The sequence below is a fragment of the Umezawaea sp. genome (assembly GCF_057122925.1).
On record NZ_DBNGPQ010000057.1, the window covers coordinates 1 to 16,143 of the forward strand.

17 protein-coding genes are annotated in these 16,143 nt (G+C 73.5%); 9 read left to right on the forward strand and 8 right to left on the reverse strand.

The window, feature by feature from the left end; all coding sequences use genetic code 11:
• Window positions 1–1,481: dihydroxy-acid dehydratase (locus tag AC156L_RS13010; RefSeq protein ID WP_484406875.1), on the forward strand; the 1,481-nt coding region annotated here is incomplete at its 5' end.
• 4 nt (window positions 1,482–1,485) lie between these two features.
• Here AC156L_RS13010 and AC156L_RS13015 read toward each other — a convergent pair.
• The gene (locus AC156L_RS13015) at window positions 1,486–2,151 is read right to left on the reverse strand and encodes a hypothetical protein (protein ID WP_330879752.1); all 666 of its coding nucleotides are present in this window, start codon (window positions 2,149–2,151) and stop codon (window positions 1,486–1,488) included.
• Between the two features lie 19 nt (window positions 2,152–2,170).
• On the reverse strand, window positions 2,171–3,136 hold the full coding sequence (locus tag AC156L_RS13020) for a helix-turn-helix domain-containing protein (RefSeq protein WP_330879751.1): 966 nt from the start codon (window positions 3,134–3,136) through the stop codon (window positions 2,171–2,173).
• A gap of 52 nt (window positions 3,137–3,188) precedes the next feature.
• On the opposite strand from AC156L_RS13020, the gene AC156L_RS13025 reads away from it, so the two are divergent.
• Window positions 3,189–3,596 (forward strand): cupin domain-containing protein, encoded by a 408-nt coding sequence (locus tag AC156L_RS13025; protein ID WP_330879750.1) that lies wholly within the window; start codon window positions 3,189–3,191, stop codon window positions 3,594–3,596.
• On the opposite strand, the gene AC156L_RS13030 is transcribed toward AC156L_RS13025, so the two are convergent.
• Window positions 3,593–4,420: a helix-turn-helix domain-containing protein gene (locus tag AC156L_RS13030; RefSeq protein ID WP_330879749.1), complete on the reverse strand. Its 828-nt coding sequence runs from the start codon at window positions 4,418–4,420 to the stop codon at window positions 3,593–3,595. The two genes, AC156L_RS13025 and AC156L_RS13030, sit on opposite strands and share 4 nt — an antisense overlap.
• Before the next feature lie 117 nt (window positions 4,421–4,537).
• On the opposite strand from AC156L_RS13030, the gene AC156L_RS13035 reads away from it, so the two are divergent.
• Complete coding sequence (locus tag AC156L_RS13035) at window positions 4,538–5,602, forward strand: aldo/keto reductase (RefSeq protein ID WP_330879748.1); 1,065 nt, start codon at window positions 4,538–4,540, stop codon at window positions 5,600–5,602.
• 45 nt (window positions 5,603–5,647) lie between these two features.
• Here AC156L_RS13035 and AC156L_RS13040 read toward each other — a convergent pair whose 3' ends face one another.
• Together AC156L_RS13040 and AC156L_RS13045 are read right to left on the reverse strand one after the other, a co-directional pair.
• Window positions 5,648–7,012, reverse strand: coding sequence for a rhamnulokinase (locus AC156L_RS13040; RefSeq protein ID WP_330879747.1), 1,365 nt, complete (start codon window positions 7,010–7,012; stop codon window positions 5,648–5,650).
• Window positions 7,009–9,021 (reverse strand): bifunctional aldolase/short-chain dehydrogenase, encoded by a 2,013-nt coding sequence (locus AC156L_RS13045; protein WP_330879746.1) that lies wholly within the window; start codon window positions 9,019–9,021, stop codon window positions 7,009–7,011. Before AC156L_RS13045 ends, AC156L_RS13040 begins: the two co-directional genes overlap by 4 nt.
• A 191-nt stretch (window positions 9,022–9,212) precedes the next feature.
• Here AC156L_RS13045 and AC156L_RS13050 point away from each other — a divergent pair, with 191 nt between their 5' ends.
• Window positions 9,213–10,199 carry a LacI family DNA-binding transcriptional regulator gene (locus AC156L_RS13050; RefSeq protein ID WP_330879759.1) on the forward strand — a complete coding sequence of 329 codons (987 nt, stop codon included), beginning with the start codon at window positions 9,213–9,215 and terminating at the stop codon, window positions 10,197–10,199.
• Window positions 10,200–10,265: 66 nt separating this feature from the next.
• Window positions 10,266–11,144 (forward strand): chorismate transformation FkbO/Hyg5 family protein, encoded by an 879-nt coding sequence (locus tag AC156L_RS13055; RefSeq protein WP_330879745.1) that lies wholly within the window; start codon window positions 10,266–10,268, stop codon window positions 11,142–11,144.
• Here AC156L_RS13055 and AC156L_RS13060 read toward each other — a convergent pair.
• A complete protein-coding gene (locus AC156L_RS13060; RefSeq protein WP_330879744.1) occupies window positions 11,137–11,640 on the reverse strand; it encodes a VOC family protein in 504 nt (167 codons plus the stop codon). The two genes, AC156L_RS13055 and AC156L_RS13060, sit on opposite strands and share 8 nt — an antisense overlap.
• Window positions 11,641–11,652: 12 nt before the next feature.
• Window positions 11,653–12,627: a LysR family transcriptional regulator gene (locus tag AC156L_RS13065; RefSeq protein WP_330879743.1), complete on the reverse strand. Its 975-nt coding sequence runs from the start codon at window positions 12,625–12,627 to the stop codon at window positions 11,653–11,655.
• A 212-nt stretch (window positions 12,628–12,839) separates the two neighbouring features.
• On the opposite strand from AC156L_RS13065, the gene AC156L_RS13070 reads away from it, so the two are divergent.
• The 4 genes from AC156L_RS13070 (at window position 12,840) to AC156L_RS13085 (ending at window position 15,450) form a co-directional block, all read left to right on the forward strand.
• Window positions 12,840–13,463, forward strand: a complete 624-nt coding sequence (locus AC156L_RS13070) for a M67 family metallopeptidase (protein WP_330879742.1) — start codon at window positions 12,840–12,842, stop codon at window positions 13,461–13,463.
• Window positions 13,456–13,842: an SgcJ/EcaC family oxidoreductase gene (locus AC156L_RS13075; RefSeq protein WP_330879741.1), complete on the forward strand. Its 387-nt coding sequence runs from the start codon at window positions 13,456–13,458 to the stop codon at window positions 13,840–13,842. The genes AC156L_RS13070 and AC156L_RS13075 overlap by 8 nt, the downstream gene beginning before the upstream one ends.
• Complete coding sequence (locus AC156L_RS13080; RefSeq protein ID WP_330879740.1) at window positions 13,839–14,216, forward strand: VOC family protein; 378 nt, start codon at window positions 13,839–13,841, stop codon at window positions 14,214–14,216. The genes AC156L_RS13075 and AC156L_RS13080 overlap by 4 nt, the downstream gene beginning before the upstream one ends.
• Window positions 14,217–14,676: 460 nt before the next feature.
• Window positions 14,677–15,450: a M23 family metallopeptidase gene (locus AC156L_RS13085; RefSeq protein WP_330879739.1), complete on the forward strand. Its 774-nt coding sequence runs from the start codon at window positions 14,677–14,679 to the stop codon at window positions 15,448–15,450.
• On the opposite strand, the gene AC156L_RS13090 is transcribed toward AC156L_RS13085, so the two are convergent.
• Window positions 15,447–16,142, reverse strand: a complete 696-nt coding sequence (locus AC156L_RS13090) for an aspartate/glutamate racemase family protein (RefSeq protein ID WP_330879758.1) — start codon at window positions 16,140–16,142, stop codon at window positions 15,447–15,449. The genes AC156L_RS13085 and AC156L_RS13090 overlap by 4 nt on opposite strands.
• Window position 16,143 lies beyond the last annotated feature (1 nt).

The window sequence follows — 16,143 nt, forward strand, 5'->3', positions numbered from 1 at the left end:
TCTCCCTGGGCGAGACGCAGGTGCGGCCCACGGCCATGCTCTGGCGCAACATGGCCGCGATGGCCACGGAGGAGATGCTCCGGGCCAACCCGATCGACGGCGTCGTCCTGCTGGGCGGCTGCGACAAGACCATCCCGTCGCTGCTCATGGCGGCGGCGTCGGTGGGGCTGCCCGCCGTGGTCGTGCCCGGCGGCCCGATGCTCACCGGCACGTTCCGCGGCGTGCCGCTGGGCTGCGGCACGGACGTGTGGCGGCTGTCGGAGGAGGTCCGCGCAGGCACGCTGTCGCAGGACCAGTTCACCCGGTCCGAGTCCTCGATGGTCCGCAGCCGCGGCCACTGCAACACCATGGGCACCGCGTCCACGATGGGGCTCGTGGCCGAGGCGCTGGGCATGGTCCTGCCCGGCCTCGCGGGCACCCCGGCCGCGGACAGCAGGCTGCTGGAGAGCGCCCACGAGACCGGTCGCCTCGCCGTGGAGATGGTGGCCGAGCAGCGCACGCCCGCCGCGGTCCTGACCCGCGGCTCGTTCCTCAACGCCATCGTCGCCCTGGCCGCGATCGGCGGGTCCACCAACGCCGTCGTCCACCTGCTGGCCATCGCGGGCAGGCTGGGCGTCGAGCTGACCCAGGACGACTTCGACCGCACCGGCTCGGACGTGCCGCTGCTGGTCGACCTGCAACCGGCGGGCCGGTTCCTGATGGAGGACCTGTTCCGCGCCGGTGGCCTGCACGCCGTGCTGCGGGAGGTGCGGGACCTGCTGGACCCGACGGCGATCACCGTCACCGGCGAACCCCTGGTCGACTACCTGGAGACCGCCGAGGTCTGGGACCGCGAGGTCATCCGCCCCCGCACCGACCCGCTGCTGCCGCACGCGGGCATCGCCGTGCTGTACGGCAACCTCGCGCCCGACGGCGCCGTGGTGAAACCCGCCGCGGCCTCGGAGCACCTGCTCCGGCACCGGGGCCGCGCGGTCGTGTTCGACTCGGTCGAGGACATGCACGCCCGCATCGACGACCCGGACCTCGACGTGGACGCCGACTCGGTGCTCGTCCTGCGCGGCTGCGGCCCGAAGGGCTACCCCGGCATGCCCGAGGTCGCGAACATGCCGCTACCGCGCAAGCTGCTCCAGCAGGGCGTGCGCGACATGGTCCGCGTCTGCGACGGCCGCATGAGCGGCACCGCCTACGGCACCGTCGTCCTGCACGTCTCCCCCGAGGCGGCGGCGGGCGGCCCGCTGGCCCTGGTCCGCACCGGCGACTTCATCGTCCTGGACATCGAGGCCCGCCGGCTCGACCTCGACGTGCCCGGCGATGAACTGGCCCTGCGCACCCCGGACCCGGCCACCGTCGCGGCCTACGCCAACCCGAAGCGCGGCTGGGAACGCCTCTACGTGCAGACGGTGCAGCAGGCCAACACGGGCGCGGACCTCGACTTCCTCACCGGGGCGAGCGGGTCGGACGTCTCCCGCGAGTCCCACTGACCGCTCAGCCCGCCACGGGCCGGTGCAGCGCCGCCGCCTTCTCCGGCCCGTACTTGGACACGAGGACGGTGTCGATCAACGCGTCCACGGTCGTGCCCTGCTTCTCGGCCGCCGCGGTGAACCCCTCGTCGGCCAACGTCATCAACGGGGCGATGTCGACCTTCCACACGCCCTGCTCGCGGACGAAGTCGACGGTGTACGGCGCTTCCCGGCCGCCGATCACCGCCTGCGCGCTGGCCTTGTCCCCGGTCACGTTCACCTTGCCGAGCGCGAGGTCGGAGATCCCGTCCTCGCCCACGAGCCCCTTGTCGAACGAGGTCCGCAGCAGGTCGGCGGGCGAGCCGTCGCGCAGCAGGGCGGGTTCCACCTCGGCGCGCAGCACGTACACCGTGAGCCGCTGCGTGGAGGTGATGCCGGTGAGCTGGTCGTCGGTGGCCGTCAGCGCCAGCTTGCGCGCGTCGTCGTAGTAGGTCGCCACCGTGTCGGCCAGCACGCCCTGCGCGGTCGCGCCGTCCTTCGCCAGCGCGGCCTTCGTGTAGGTCTCGAACGCCCGGTGCACCGCCCCGGTGTCGTCCTGCGCGGCGGACGTGGGCGCGCCGCCGGTGTCCGACGAGCCGCAGCCCGCGAGGAGCAGGGGGACGCACAGGACGAACCGGATCAGCCAGGTCATGGCGCGCAGCGTAGTGCGGTCAGGCCGCGGGTCCGAAGCGCTTGCGGTACTCCGAGGGGGTGAGGCCGGTGTGCCTGCGCAGCTGCGCGCGCAGGTTGGCCGCCGTGCCGAGTCCGCTGGCGGCGGCGACGCGGTCCAGCCGCACCTCGCCGCGTTCGATCAGCCGGCAGGCCAGGGTGATCCGTTCGGTGGTGAGCCAGGTCAGCGGTGTGGTGCCGAGTTCGGCCTGGAACCTGCGGTGCAGCGTGGCCTGGCTGGTGGCGGCTCGTGCGGCGAGGTCGGCGACGGACAGGGGGCGGTCCAGGCGCGTCCGCGCCCAGTCGAGCACGGTGCCCAGCGACGAGTCCGGCACCGCGGGCAGGGGCCGTTCGACGAACTGCCGCTGGCCGCCGTCGCGGTGGCCGCCGAACACCAGCCTCCTGCTCACGGCGGTGGCCACCTCGGCGCCGTGGTCCCGCTGGACCAGGTGCAGCCCCAGGTCCAGCGCCGCCGCGCTCCCGGCAGCGGTCAGCACGGACCCGTCGTCCACGAACAGCACGTCCGGTTCCAGCGCGACCAGCGGGAACCTCCGCGCGAACTCCGCCGCCCACCGCCAGTGCGTGGTGGCCCGCCGCCCGTCCAGCACCCCGGCCTCGGCGAGCGTGAACGCGCCCGTGCAGAAGCTCACCAGCCGCGCCCCGCGCCGCTCGGCCCGCCGGATCGCGTCGAGCACCGCGGGACCGGCGGGCACCTCGGGGTCGGGCCGGTTGGGCACGATCACCGTGTCGGCGGTGTCCACGGCCTCCAGCCCGGCCACGCCCGACAGCGTGAACATCCCCAGGTGCATCGTCACGGCGGGCACGGCGGCGCAGAGCGCGAACGAGTACCAGGGGATGCCCAGCTCCGGCCGCCGCAGCCCGAACAGCTCGGTGGCCACCCCCAGTTCGAACGGGTTGGACCCGTCGTCGACGACCACGACCACCCGGTGCGAGGATTCTTGCGGCATGTGCGATTCCTAGCACTCACGGTCGGGAACCACCAGCCGCCACGATGGCCGCATGAGCACCCAGCCGATCGACATCCGCACCGCACTGGACGGCTTCGACGCCCTCTGGAGCCCGAGGATCCTCACCACCGTCAACGACTACGACGTGCGGATCGCCAAGGTGAAGGGCGACCACGTGTGGCACGTCCACGAGTCCACCGACGAGTTCTTCCTCGTCCTGGAGGGCGAACTCGACCTCGCCCTGCGCGAGCCGGAGGGGGAACGGGTCGTCACCCTGCGCCCGAACTCCGTGTTCGTCGTCCCGAAGGGCACCTTCCACAAGCCCTCGTCGCGGGAGGGAGCGCACATCGTGGTCGTGGAGCCGTCCGGAACGCTCACGGTGGGGGACCGGCACGAGGAGGTGCCGTCCTACGTGGACGTCACCACCGGCCACCGCCTCCAGGACGGCCTGCCCGACTAGGACAGCCTGCCCAGCGCCGCGCGGCTCTCGTCGTCCGCCGGCCGGAAGACCACCAGCCGCTGGTCGGGGTCCTGCATCGGCGTGAGCACCTCGAAGTGCACGGTGACGTCGCCGACGCGGGGGTGCCGCAGCACCTTCCGGCCGCGGGCGTTGACCTCGACGTCCCGCTCGGTCCACCACCGCGCGAACTCCTCGTCGTGGGCGGTGAAGTCGGCGATGAGGGCGGCCAGCACCCGGTCCTCCGGGTGCGCGGCCCACGCGGCGCGCAGGTGGGCGACCCCCTCCCGCACGACGCGGGTCCGGTCGACGTAGGACCCGCGCACCTCCGGGTGCGCCAGGCACACCCACATCGCGTTGCGCCGCGCCGGGGGCAGGTCGCCGAAGTCCACCAGCAGCCCGGCCATCTCGCGGTTCCAGGCCAGGACGTCGAACCGGTGGTTCACCAGCATCGCGGGCAGCGGTGACAGGTCGGCGACCAGCCGCGCCAGCGGCGGCGCGGCGGTGGTGGCGGGTTCCTCGGCGGAACGGGGGCGCTGCCCGGCCAGGTTGAACAGGTAGGCGCGTTCGACGGGGGCCAGGCGCAGCGCCCCGGCCAGCGCCTCCACCACGTCCGCCGAGGGCCGCAGCCCGCGGCCCTGCTCCAGCCGCACGACGTAGTCGACGCTGATCCCGGCCAGCTCGGCGACCTCCTCGCGGCGCAGACCGGGCGTTCGGCGGGCCTGCTTGCGCGGCGGCAGACCGAGGTCGTCCGGGTCCAGCCGTTCCCGCCGGGCGCGCAGGAACGCGGCCAGGTGTCGTGCGGTGTCCGCGGTGGGGGTCGTCATGACCGGTGCAACAGCGGGGGTGGGACCGGCCTTCCCAGGAAGGGCTCTCCCTTACCCGCCGCCCGCGACGACCGCAGACTCGTCCTCCGCAAGGGACCACCACCACAGGAGGACACGATGCCGCTCACCCTCGACACCTACCGGCTGCTGGGCCGGTCGGGTCTGCGGGTCTCACCGCTGGCGCTGGGCACGGCGACCTTCGGGACCGAGTGGGGCTGGGGCGCGGAGGAGCACGAGGCGCGCACGCTGTTCGACACCTACGTCGAGCGCGGCGGCAACTTCGTCGACACAGCCAACACCTACACCGACGGCAGTTCCGAGCGCCTGCTGGGCCGGTTCACCCGCGACCACCGCGAGAGCCTGGTGCTGGCGACGAAGTACACGACGCTGCGCAGCCCCGGCGACCCGAACTCCGGGGGCGGCGGCCGCAAGAGCCTGTTCACGTCGGTGGAGGCCAGCCTGCGGCGGCTGGGCACCGACTACGTCGACCTGCTCCACCTGCACGTGTGGGACTTCACGACGCCGGTCGAGGAGATCCTGCGGGGCATGGACGACCTGGTCCGGCAGGGCAAGGTCCTGTACGTGGCGATGTCCAACGTGCCCGCGTGGGAGGTCTCGCGGATGCAGGCGGTGGCCGACCTGCGCGGCTGGTCGCCGCTCGTCGCGCTCCAGGTCGAGTACAACCTGGTCAACCGGACCGCCGAGCGCGACCTGATCCCCATGGCGCGGGCGGTGGGGCTGGGCGTGACCCCGTACTCGCCGCTGGCGGGCGGCCTGCTCACCGGCAAGTACACCCGCGCCGACCTCGCCGGTCCGGCCGCGGACGACGGCGACAGCACCAGGAAGAGCTTCAACGCCGCCCTCGGCCTGGTCACCGAGCGGAGCCTCGCCGTCGCCGACGTCGTGCGGGAGGTCGCCGCGGAGCTGGACCGCACCCCGGCCCAGGTCGGCCTGGCGTGGACCCTGGTGAACCCCGACGTGACGGCACCGATCATCGGCGCCCGCACGCTGGCGCAGCTGGAGGACAACCTGGGCGCGCTGGACGTCGAGTTCACCGAGTCCCAGCTGGCCCGCCTGGACCGGGTCAGCGCGATCGACCTCGGTACCCCGCACGACCTGCTGGCGAGCGACCACGCCCGCAGGGTGATCGCGGGCGACCTGACACTGGCGGCCCGCCGCTGAACCGGGCTGGCCGGAGGGTGACCGCCCTCCGGCCGCCGCCGCGGTTCAGCCCGACCGGGGCTCGTACCGCACCAGGTCCGGTGATCGCCGCACGACCTCCCGCAGGTCACCCTCGACGCACCCGGCCGCTCGGGCCTGCACCAGGACGTTGCCCAGCGCGGACGCCTCCACCGGCCCCGCCACCACCGGAAGGCCGCACGCGTCGGCCGTGAGCCGGCACAGCAGCGAATTCAGCGCCCCGCCGCCGACGACGTGCACGACGTCCACCTCCCGCCCGGACAGCCGGGCGGCGGCGGCGACCGCGTCGCGGTGCGCGAGCGCGAGGCTGTCGACCACGCAGCGGACGACCTCCGCCCTGGTGCGGGGGACCGGTTGCCCGGTCTCCGCGCAGGCGGCGGCGATCCGCGCGGGCATGTCGCCCGGTGCCAGGAAGCGGGAGTCGGTGGCGTCCACCGCGGAGGACGCGGGCAGTGCCGCCGCCTCGTCCAGCAGCGCGCCGGGGTCGGTCGTGCCCCACTCCCGGTGGCACTCCTGGAGCAGCCACAGCCCCATCACGTTCCGCAGGTACCGGATGGTGCCGTCGACACCCAGCTCGTTGGTGAAGTTCGCCGCCCGGCTCTCGTCGGTGAGCACCGGCGACGGCAGCTCGACGCCCACCAGCGACCAGGTCCCGCAGGAGACGTAGGCGAACCGCTCGTCCGCGGCGGGCACGGCGACGACGGCGGACGCGGTGTCGTGCGACCCCACCGCGTACACCGGGACCCGCCGCGCCAGGCCGATCTCGGGCAGCACGTCCCCGATCACGGCACCGGGTTCGCGCAGCGGGGCGAACAGACCGAGGTCGATCCCGAGCGCCTCGGCGACCGGTGCCGACCACGTCCGGGTGCGCGGGTCGAGCAGGGCGGTGGTCGACGCGTTGGTGATCTCGGTGCCCGCGCGGCCGGTGAGCCAGAACCCGATCAGGTCCGGGATCAGCAGCGCCCCGGTGGCCACGTCCGCCATCCGGTCGGCGACGAGCTGGAACGCGGTGTTGAACGGCTGGAACTGGATCCCGGTGGCCGCGTAGTGCCGCTCGGCGGGCAGGGCGGCGTGCGCGCGGGCGACGGCCGCCGCCGTGCGCTCGTCGCGGTAGTGCACGGGGTTGCCGAGCAGCGTCCCGTCCGCGTCGAGCAGCCCGTAGTCCACGGCCCACGAGTCGACGCCGATGCCGTCCAGCGGCCCGGCCTCCCGCAGTCCGTCCACGACCTCCCGGTACAGCCCCAGGACGTCCCAGTGCAGCGTGCCGCGCACCAGCACCGGCCGGTTCGGGAAGCGGTGCACCTCGTGCAGGGACACCGATCCGCCCTCGACCTCGCCGACGATCACCCGGCCGCTGCCCGCGCCGAGGTCGACCGCCGCGAACCGCTTCATCGCAGGAACGCCGCGGCGACGCCCGCGTCCACCGGCACGTGCAGCCCGGTGGTGTGCGTCAGCGTCGTCAGCACGAACACCGCGTGCGCGACGTGCTCCGGCAGCACCTCCCGCTTGAGCAGCGTGCGCCGCGCGTAGAACGCCCCCAGCTCCTCCTCGGGAACGCCGTAGACCTCGGCGCGCTGGGCCCCCCAGCCGCCCGCGAAGATCCCCGACCCGCGCACGACGCCGTCCGGGTTGACCCCGTTGACCTTGATGCCGTGCTCGCCGAGTTCGGCCGCCAGCAGCCGGACCTGGTGCGCCTGGTCGGCCTTCGCCGCGCTGTAGGCGATGTTGGCCGGTCCGGCGAACACGGCGTTCTTGCTCGCGATGTAGACGACGTCGCCGCCGAGGCCCTGGTCGATCATGATCCGCGCGGCGTGCTTGGCGACCAGGAACGAGCCGCGCGCCATCACGTCGTGCTGCCTGTCCCAGTCCTCCGCGGTCGTGTCCAGCAGCGGCTTGGAGATCGACAGACCCGCGTTGTTCACCACGAGGTCGACGCCGCCGTGGGCGAGCACGGCCGCGTCGAGCGCGGCGGCGACCTGGTCCTCGTCGGTGACGTCGGCGGTCACGGCGACCGCCCCCAGCTCGTCGGCGACGGTCGTGGCCGAGGAGGCGTCGCGGTCGGCGACGACGACGCACGCGCCCTCGGCGGCCAGCCGCGTCGCGATGGCCCTGCCGATGCCCGACCCGGCCCCGGTGACGAACGCGACCCGCCCGGTCAGCGGCGCGGGCTCGGGGCGGCGGGCCAGTTTCGCCTCCTCGAGGGCCCAGTACTCGATGCGGAACTTCTCCACCTCGTCGATCGGCGCGTACGTCGACACCGACTCGGCGCCGCGCATGACCTCGATGGCGTTGAGGTAGAACTCGCCCGCCACGCGGGCGGTCCGCGCGTCCGCGCCGTAGGAGAACATGCCGACGCCCGGCACCAGCACGATCGCCGGGTCCGCGCCGCGCATGGCGGGGGAGTCCGGGACCGCGTGCCGCTCGTAGTAGGCGCGGTAGTCCTCCCGGTAGGCCCCGTGCAGCTCGCGCAGCCGCGCCTTCGCCTCGTCCAGCGGCGCGGTCGGCGGCAGGTCCAGCACCAGGGGGCGGACCTTCGTGCGCAGGAAGTGGTCCGGGCACGACGTGCCGAGCGCCGCCAGCCTCGGGTGTTCCGCGCGGGACAGGAAGTCCAGCACGGGCGCGGTGTCGGTGAAGTGGCCGATCCGCCGGTCGTCGGTGGACGCCAGCCCGCGCAGCAGCGGGGCCAGCGCGGCGGCGCGGGCCCGGCGTTCAGCCTCCGGAAGTGCTTGGTAGCCGGGCAGCTCCGGGCCGAACGGCTCGGCGCGGCCGTGCTCGGCGAGGAAGGCCGCGGCACCGCGGATGATCTCCAGCGACCGCGCCTCCGCCTCCTGCGACGTCTCGCCCCAGGCGGTGATGCCGTGTCCACCCAGGACGCAGCCGATCGCCTCCGGGTTCTCGGCCCTGATCCGCGCGATGTCCAGCCCCAGCTGGAAACCCGGCCTCCGCCACGGCACCCAGACGACCCGGTCGCCGAAGCAGCGCGCGGTCAGCTCCTCGCCGTCCACGGCCGTCGCGAGCGCGATCCCGGAGTCCGGGTGCAGGTGGTCGACGTGCGCGGCGTCCACGAGCGCGTGCATCGCGGTGTCGATCGACGGAGCGGCACCACCCCTGCCGTGCAGGCAGTGGTCGAACGCCGCCACCATCTCGTCCTCGTGCTCCACGCCCCGGTACACGTCCACGAGCCCGCGCACCCGGTCCAGCCGCAGCACGGCCAGGCCCGCCCCGGTCAGCGTGCCCAGGTCGCCGCCGGAACCCTTGACCCACAGCAGGTCCACCGGTTTCCCGGTCACCGGGTCGGTGCCGGTCCCCTTGGCGGAGGTGTTGCCGCCCGCGTAGTTCGTGTTCGCCGGGTCGGAGCCCAGCCTGTTCGACCGCTCCAGCAGATCCCGCACCGCGCTCACGCGCCCCACCCCGCCCGGTCCCCGCCGACGCGCCCGCGCGCGATCCCGTCCTGGTGCCCGGAACGCCGGTCGGCGCCGACGGGGTCGACGCGCACCTCCGCGAGTGCCGTCATGGTGTTCTCCCACCGCCGATTGAAACGTTTCATCCGATGGTATTGTTCGTCGTGGCGCGGAGCAAGGGGTCGGGTGACATGGTCGGCATCAAGGACGTGGCCCGCCGCGCCGGGGTCTCGATCGGCACGGTCTCCAACGTCGTCAACCGCCCCCACGTCGTCTCCGCCGTCACCCGGTCGCGCGTCAACGCGGTCATCGAGGAACTCGGCTACGTCCGCGACGAGTCGGCCCGCCAGCTCCGCGCGGGCAGCAGCCGCACGCTCGCCCTGCTGGTGCTCGACCTCGGCAACCCGTTCTTCGTGGACGTCGCGCGCGGCGCGGAGGAGGCGGCGCACGAGGCGGGCCTCAACATGATCACCTGCAACAGCGCCCAGCGCGTCGACCGGGAGAGCTCCTACCTGGCGATGCTCGCCGAGCAGCGGGTGCGCGGCGTGCTGCTCAGCCCGGTGGGCGCCGGGGACGGGGGGTTCGGGCGCAGCGGCATCCCGTACGTGCTGGTGGACCGCGAGGCGGGCGCGGGGGAGTGCTGCTCGGTCTCCGTGGACGACGTGCTCGGCGGCGCGCTGGCGGCCCGGCACCTCCTCGACCAGGGCCACACCCGGATCGCGTTCGTCAACGGCCCGTCGGTGCTCGTGCAGTGCCGCGAACGCGAGGAGGGCGTGCGGAGCGCGCTGGCCGACGCGCCGGAGCACCACCTGTCCGTGCTGGAGGTGGCCGCGCTGGACGTGGCGTCCGGCCGGGACGCGGGCGCGCGGCTCCTGGCCACCGGTCCGCGTCCGACGGCGGTGTTCTGCGCCAACGACCTGCTCGCCCTCGGGGTGCTCCAGGCGATGGTCGCCGCGGGCGTCCGGGTGCCCGAGGAGCTGGCCATCGTCGGCTACGACGACATCGAGTTCGCCTCCGCCGCGGCCGTTCCGCTCACCTCCGTCCGGCAGCCCGCCGGCCGCATCGGCGCGACGGCCGCGCGGCTGCTCATCGAGGAGACGTCCGGTGAGGACGGCCACGAGCACCGCGCGGTCGTGTTCTCCCCGGAGCTGGTGGTCCGCGACTCCACCCGCCGCTGACACCCGATCGGGGACATCATCGCCGCGCGCCGGGCGTGCGCGCGCCGGGCGGGTGAAGCTGTCGGAATGACCGGATCGCGTGGTGTGGCACTGGACGACCTCGTCCTCCCGTCGGCGGACCTCGGTGTCCACACCGGACTGGCCGGGTTCGGTGACGCGTGGCTGACGGGCCGCTCGGAGGGGCGCCTGCGGTACGCCGAGGCCGACGGGTTCCTGTACGTCAGCGCGGTCGTCCCGCCGTCCGTGCGCTACGCGGAGGCCGTGCGGGCGCTGTACGCCGAGCTGTTCGCGCTGACCAGGCGGATGGGCTACCCGACGATCTGCCGCCTGTGGCACTACATCGGCCACATCAACGGCACCACCGCCGACGGGTTGGAGACCTACCGCGACTTCTGCGTCGGCCGCGCGCTGGCGTTCGAGGAGGTCTCGACCGCCATGCCGCCCGCGAGCGCGGTCGGCTCCGCGCACGAGGGCATCGGCCTCTTCCTGCTCGCCACCCGCTCCGGCGGGCTGACGGCGATCGAGAACCCGCTCCAGGTGCCCGCCTACCGCTACCCCCGCGACCACGGGCCGAAGCCGCCGTCGTTCGCCCGCGCCGGGTACCTCCGGCACGCCTCGGGCGGCACCCTGTTCCTGTCCGGCACGGCGAGCATCGTGGGCCACGAGACCGCCTGCCCCGGCGACCTCGACGGGCAGCTCGCGACGACGTTCGCGAACGTCGAGGCGGTCGTCCACGAGCGCAACCTCGCCCGGCACGGCGTGGCCGCGGGGTTCGGCCTCGCCGACTTCGACCGCGTGACGGCCTACGTCCGCCACGCGGCCGACCTGGCCGCCGTGGAGTCGGCGTGCCGGGCCGCGTTCGGCGCGGGCACGGCGGTCCGGCTGCACCGGGCCGACCTCTGCCGGGCGGACCTGCTGGTGGAGGTCGAGGGCGTGATCAGGTGACGGGCGGGCCGTACCGCGCGCAGGCGCCGACGGTGTCCGCGCCGTACCGCGCGACGTCGGCCTCGATGTCCAGCTCCCCCTTGTGCGCCAGCACGGCCTCGTCCACGAGGTCGGCGGGCACGAGCCAGCACACCTCGAACTCCAGCCCGTCGGGGTCCCTGCCGTACAGGCCCTTCGTCGCGCCGTGGTCGCTGGAGCCGACCAGCGCGCCCGCCCCGACCAGCCGGTCCCGGCAGTCGCGCAGGTCGGCGAGCGTCGGCACCTCCCAGGCCAGGTGGTAGAGCCCGACCTGGCCGCGGCCCGCGGTGCTCGGCGCGGGGTCCTCGGTCTGGAACAGGCCGAGGTCGTGGTCGTTCGCGGACTCCGGGGCCCGCAGGAACGCGGACCTCGGCGTGCTGTGCACGACCCGGAAGTCCAGCACGTCCACGTAGAACGCGCTGCTCGCGCTCGCGTCCCGGACCCAGAGGACGGCGTGGTTCAGGCCGCGGATCGCCACGGGTGCTCTCCCTCAGGTGGTGCGTGGGGGCAGGGCGAAGTCCGCCCCGCCCCGCCGCCACCATCGCGCGTACACGTCGGACGTCGCAACCAGGCAGAGGTACCGCTGCTCCACGGTGGCGCACAGGTCGTCCACGGTGGACGCGATCGGGGAGTCGCCGCGCCAGGCCAGCACCAGCTCGCGGTAGAGCGGGTTGCCCTCCAGGGTGAGGGTCGCCAGGCCGTCGCGCGCGGTGCCGATGGGGTAGAGCACGCAGACCGCCCGGTTCGCGGCGGTGAGCGAGAAGGCCACGTGCGCCTCGGTGGTCAGGTGCGCGATGCTCTGCTCGAACCCGGCCGCGGCGCAGACCCGCGCGAAGAACTCGTTCATCCCGCTGTCGTCGGGGTCGGGCATGACCCACTTCTCGTCGGCCAGCTCCGCCAGCGGCACGTCCTCGCGCCCGGCGAGGCGGTGGCTCGCCGCGACGCCCACGAAGAGGGGCTCGGTGAGCAGGAGCCGCTGCTCGACGCCCTCGGGCAGCGCGAGCGGGAAACCGGGGAACCGCCGCAGCACCGCGATGTCCAGCTCCCCGGAGCCCAGCAGCGCCGTGAGCGTCCCGGTCTCGCGGACGGTGCGGCTGGTCACCTCCTGGCCGGGGTGGGCGGCGGCGAGCGCGTCCACGAGGAGGCTGAACTGCTGCGCCGGGATGCCGCCGACCGTGAACGGCGTGCCGGCCTCGCGCCGCGCGTTGAGACGGGCCGACCGCTCGACGTCGGTCATCTGGTCGAGCACCTTCTTGGCGTCGCGGACGAACTCCGCGCCCGTGTGCGTGGTCAGCACGCCCTCGGTGGACCGCAGGAAGAGGGCGCCGCCGAGGTGCCGCTCGATCCGCCTGAGCTGCGTCGTCACGGCGGGCTGCGTGAGGTGCAGGTGCGCCGCGGCCCTGCGCAGGCTGCCCGATTCGGCAATGGCGACGACGAGTTCGAGGTGCCGGACTTCGAGGCGCATGAGCTGATCCTACGGTCGCGTGAACGGGCGCTGAACGAGAAAGGTTATCGCCCATTGCTATAGCGCCAATCCCGTGATCGTTTCGACGTTTCCCCTGGTGAGGGACGTGTGCCCGACGTCGGGTGGGTTGTCGCGACAGGGAGCGCCGGCTACGTTTTCGCCACCGATCCCGGAAGGTCACCGGGAATTCCCGACGAGCGGAACACCCCACGATGCCCACTCTGCTGGAAGTGCGCGACGCCCCCATGCGCGTCGCCGGAAGCCGGTCCGTGCTGTTCTCGGAAACGGCGTTGGAGAGCTTTCTCTCGGCGGCCGCGACGGAGTACGCGTCGATCACCCCCGACGAGCCGAGACCGTGCTTCGGGGTCCTGCTCGGCACCAGCGCGGAGGGCGCGTTCCTGGTGGAGCGGATCGAGTTCGGCCGCAACGCCCGCGGCACGTGCGCCGCCGCGCGGGAGGAGTTCGCGACCACCATCGTGCCCCGGTTCGGCTCCGCCTACGAGAACCCGGTGCGGGCGTGGTGGCTCGACCCGGCGGACCTGCTGCGGATCTCCCGCCGCGCCGACGCGCTCGACCTCGACGTCCTCGGGTCCATCCACCTGCACCCGGACTGGCACCGGCTCGGTCCCGAGTCCGAACGCGACCGACCGCTGAGCGACCGGCCGTCCGCGATGGACGAGTACGTGTTCCGCGGCTGCGGCTGGCCCGTCAACGTCGTCTGCTACCTGGAGCGGCAGCACGGCTCGCTCTACTACTCGGTGGCCGCGTGGGACGGCGACTGCCTGCCGCTGCCGCTGCGGGTCCGCGCGACCACGCCGGGGAGCCGGGATGAGTGACGACGACCTGGTGCGCGGCCTGTGGTCCACGATGGCCGAGGGCTGGGCCGAGGGGGACGCCGAGCGGTTCGCGGAGGCCTTCGCCCCCGACGTCGACTTCGTGACCGTGCGCGGCGAGGACCTGCGCGGCCGGGCCGCCGTCGCGGAGGTGCACGCGCGCCTGTTCGCCTCGGTCTTCCGCGGCACCCGGCTCGTGCCGAACTTCCTGCTGCTGCGCCCGCTCGCGGACGGGATCCGCCTGGTGCACGTCACCACCGGGATCGTCCCGCTCGGCGTCCTCACCCACGCGCAGGCGGTCGTGACCCGCCGCGACGGCGCGTGGTCGATCACCGCGTTCCACAACATGGTCCCGAACGTCCCGGAAGGAAGCACCCCATGACCAGGCCACGCCTTCGCCACCTCGCGTTCGTCGTCCAGGACGCGGAGCGGATGGCCGACTTCTACCGCGAGAGCCTCGGGATGGAGCAGTTCCACCAGGACCCGGACGGGAGCCGGTTCCTCACCGACGGGTACATCAACCTGGCCCTCATCCAGCAGCGGCTCGACGGTGACGTCGCCACCGGCTTCAACCACTTCGGCTTCGCCGTGCGGGACGTCGACGCGACCGCCGACCGCCTCGTCGGGACCGGCGTGCCCCGGCCGGTCGCCCGCGCCACCGACCGGCCGTTCGCCGAGTACCGGGCGATCGACCCGGAGGGCAACTGGTTCGACCTGTCCGCCCACGGCTTCCTGCCGCCGGGCGCGGGGGAGTGATCCCGCGGCGGGCGGCTCCCGGCCGCCCGCCGTGACCGATCGTGACCGGGTTCGCCGAAGGGCTCACGCGCTGTTCGCGGAAGTCCGCCGAGTAGACCGGACGTATCACGGGGAGTCGAAAAGGGGAAATGGCGGGGAATAGCGTGGTATCGATGCGACGAGGCCGACACGTACGGTAGGGGTGGATGGTTCACCGCGATTCGGTGTTCGTCGAATTTTTCATCTGTCCAGGTCAGGGCGTTGACATTAACGTCTGTTCATCGACATTAACCTGGCGGCGACTTTTGTGCCCGTGAATGGTTAACGAGGGGTTGCCGGTGGGGTCGTACCCCCGCTATCGTCCCCTCCGGTCCATTGTCGAGGTTGATCACGAGTTGAACAACGAGTCGGACCCCCGACCGACTCGCCGGGTTCCCCCGCCCGGTCCCGACCGGACTCCCCGAGCACGGAAGGCCAGGTCTTGTCCCACCTCCGCTCCTCCGGCGGCCAGGCAGACGGCGGCACGGCACCCCGAGCCGTGCCCAAGCACCGGCTGCCCCCGCCCCCCTCGTCGTTCCGCGGTCGGATCGTCATCGCGGCCGTGGCCATCGGCGCGTTCGGCGCCGCCGGTGCGGGACAGGCGCTCCAGGCGGTGGACGGCGCGAGCACCGACGAGGTGACCCCGCTCGCGAACGCCACCAAGCCCTCGGACAACGCCGCCGCGTTCGGCATCGGCGGCACCGCCCCGGCCGCCCCGCAGGTCCTCCAGGTCGCCCGGCAGGTCGACCCCTCGGCCGAGGCGGGCAAGCTCGTCAAGAGCCAGCGCATCACCGAGAAGCGCGAGGCCGAGGAGGCCGAGGCGCGCCGCCCCAAGCGCGTCGCCCCGACCCGCGGCAGCTTCACCTCCGGGTTCGGCTACCGCGACGGCGCCATGCACTACGGCCTCGACATCGCCGCCCCCGTCGGCACCCCGATCTACGCCGCCGCCGACGGCGTCGTGATCGAGGCCGGGCCCGCCAGCGGGTTCGGCCTGTGGGTCAAGGTCGAACACGCCGACGGCACGGTCACCGTCTACGGCCACATGTACCGGTTCAACGTCCGCAAGGGCCAGCGGGTCCTGGCGGGCGAGCAGATCGCCGAGGTCGGCAACAACGGCGTCTCGTTCGGCGCCCACCTGCACTTCGAGGTCTGGAACGCGGTGGGCGTGAAGACCAACCCGCTGCCCTGGCTCAACGAGGCGGGCATCACGGTCTAGCGTCCCGCCAGCGCCCTGTCCACCGCGGCCTCCACGTGCAGGCGGGTCGTGGGGAAGACCGGCACCGGGCTGTCGGCCGCCGTGATCAGCAGCTCGATCTCGGTGCACCCGAGCACGACGCCCTGCGCGCCCTCGGCGACCAGGCGGCCGATGACGTCGCGGTAGCCCGCGCGGGACGGCTCGCGCACGACCCCGACGCACAGCTCGTCGTAGATCACCCGGTGCACGAACGCGCGGTCGGCCTCCTCGGGCACCAGCACGCGCAGGCCGTGGCCCGCCAACCGGTCCCGGTAGAACGACTGCTCCATCGTGAACGCCGTGCCCAGCAGGCCGATGCTGTCCAGCCCGGCCCGCCGCACCGCCTCCGCGGTCGCGTCCGCCAGGTGCAGCAGCGGGACGTCCACCGCCTCCTCGATCCGGTCGGCCACCTTGTGCATCGTGTTGGTGCACAGCAGGAGCAGGTCGGCACCCGCGGCCTGGAGACCGCGCGCGGCCTCCGCCAGCAGGGCGCCCGCCTCGTCCCAGCGGCCCTCCACCTGGAGCCGTTCGACCTCGGCGAAGTCGACGGAGTGCAGCACGCACTTCGCGGAGTGCAGGCCGCCGAGCCGCTCCCGGACCAGCTCGTTGACCAGGCGGTAGTACTCCGCGCTGCTCTCCCAGCTCATCCCGCCCAGCATTCCGATCGTCAGCATC